At 49.4% G+C, this 2187-nt stretch carries 2 protein-coding genes; both read right to left on the bottom strand.

Going from position 1 to position 2187, the window contains the following annotated elements:
- The coding region (locus ACP5J3_RS13480; protein ID WP_428496160.1) for a hypothetical protein at nucleotides 1–215 on the bottom strand (215 nt) is incomplete at its 3' end.
- Nucleotides 216–1400: 1185 nt separating this feature from the next.
- Nucleotides 1401–2187, bottom strand: a 787-nt coding sequence (locus tag ACP5J3_RS13475; RefSeq protein ID WP_428496159.1) for a hypothetical protein, incomplete at its 5' end; no start/stop codon positions are given.

Genomic DNA, 2187 nt, shown 5'->3' with positions numbered 1-2187 from the left:
GATGACCGGTTCACCCCTTGCTGACGCCTTGTCGCCCCCGAGATCCATAGTGGCCATTCGTCTGACCCCCTCCCAACCCCTCGGTGTTCACCTGGATCGGCCTTTAGCACGGATCTGTACCACGCCTTAAGAGTCTTCTCGTCCACCGTGGATAGAGCTTGACTAGTTGTTGTTGCGCACTTCTCCCCCCGCCACTCCACGGCTCTCTTCAGCATGCTGACGACGAAGGCCGCCTCTGCGCACCCAGTAGCCTATGGGGCAGAGGACCGTCTTCGGCCCAAGAGGGAAAGCAAGCTGTTCTCTACCTGCTGGACACGTTTTGGAGTCTCTATACGCTGATAGTAACAGAAGCCTCGAGCCGCGCTCCGCGGCTTCGTCGGCTTCTGTTTGATACGTTGCCTCAACCCGGCGTTTTTCATCCTTATCTATTATCTCCTCTTGTGGCTTCTTACCAAAGTCCACTGTGATGATAATTGCCGGCTTCTTACTCAGTTGGTGAGCCGCTTTGCTGAACCCGTCCCTCTTCCTATCTCTTTCCCTCAGCTTCTCAACCCTCTCTCTGTACTCTCTGGTGTGGAAGACGGGGAATTTTGCCGCCTATTTCATACTTAAGCTCTTCACCCCACCTCCACCTGACTGCGTCACGACTCCTGGCCTAGCGGTTGAAGCTGGTGCGGAGAACTTTTATCGAGATGGAAGTTGTCCCCGCTTCAAGCTCCACCGCGCAACCATATCAACAGCGGCCCCCTCGACTCCTCAGGCTCCACCTCGTAAATGAAGACGGCGCACAGCATGTTCTTCACTCACCTCAGATGTGTTTACAGTATGTATATTTATATAGAATATAAAAAAGATTCCAAATATAAAATTGAAAAATCTAGAAAAAAAATATTAAGTTAAAATTTAACAAGCTCTATGCCAGCGATCAATGGTGTCTACAACACGTCCCCATGGTAGCCACAAATCTGGATTTCCATTGCAGAAGTACACAGGCTGAGAATTAGGTTCCGGCCCATCGCGATACGTAATTAATTTCTTATCTCTTGAAATTATTGCTTGATATCTACAGTAGCCCGCGCCTACTCTTTTTGTGAAATCTGTATCGCTGTAACTCGTGTAGTACCATGACTTACAGTAGCCCAAACTCGTGAGATATCTTTCAGCGTCGCCGTTCGGCGGGCCCCAGTCACTTCCTCCACACTTGTTCCTCACCTGGCTTAACGCAGGATCTCCCTCGCCGCATCCGCACACAGTCCCGCTCCACCTGCCGTCGGGACATGACCCATCGACGCAACATTTCATACATGTACAATCGCTCTTACAATCTATTCCAGCCGACAAGAAGGTCGTAGCTAACGTAAGAAATAGCGCCGCGGTTAGAACTAATACAACAGCCCTCCTCATGTCCACTCCACGAGTTTAACTGTCAAGGTAGGGATCTTACTCTTCCCCACATACTCCCTAACCTCTACCACGACACCGCTGAGATCTACATAAAATACGTAGCGATGTGGCTCAAATTCATTGGTTATTTTAGTGTAATTTGAGTAGTATTTTCTTTTTAATTCTGCCTCTACCACATAGCACTTCCCGACGGGGCCTCTACAGTCGACGAGCTCCTTTGCTACCTTGTACTCGTCTCTGAACTCAGCCCGCGAAACTATCGTAGGGCCGTTTGTCATCTGCGGCAGATATGTTACGTTATTCACCCATTTAACCCTGAACTGCCTGCCCTCGGCCACATAGGGCCAAAACGGCGGGGCCACTAGCAACGGCAGGCAATTCATACTTATGGGCCGCTCAGTGTAGTTGTGAATCCACAGAGACTCCCCAGTTATTGTGTGCAACCAGATCACGGTGTTGTTTACAACAAGCCACTCCATAATAGCCGAGCCGTTTATCCACCTACCATCAATAAACAAGAAGCTGTAGAGAGTGCGCACGATAGAATAACTGTTGTCTGTCTTAGTGACGTTATATACCCACCGTTCGTACATAACGCCGTCAGCTAATCGTTCAAGATCCGTCTCGTAAACATAGTACCCGGGCCTTGGCTTAAGCTCTCTAACTGGCTCTACATCAATAAAGAATTCCTCCTCCACAAGGTAAGAGCTGTTATCACGCGTCCACTTTTTCGTAATTTTCGCCGGCGGCTTACTCTTATTCTCCATCCATAAACGCGGCCAT

The organism is Pyrobaculum sp. (assembly GCF_049971835.1).
Lineage (GTDB): Archaea > Thermoproteota > Thermoprotei > Thermoproteales > Thermoproteaceae > Pyrobaculum.
Note: the sequence above shows the minus strand (reverse complement) of the source record. Positions and strands in the feature narration are given on the sequence as shown.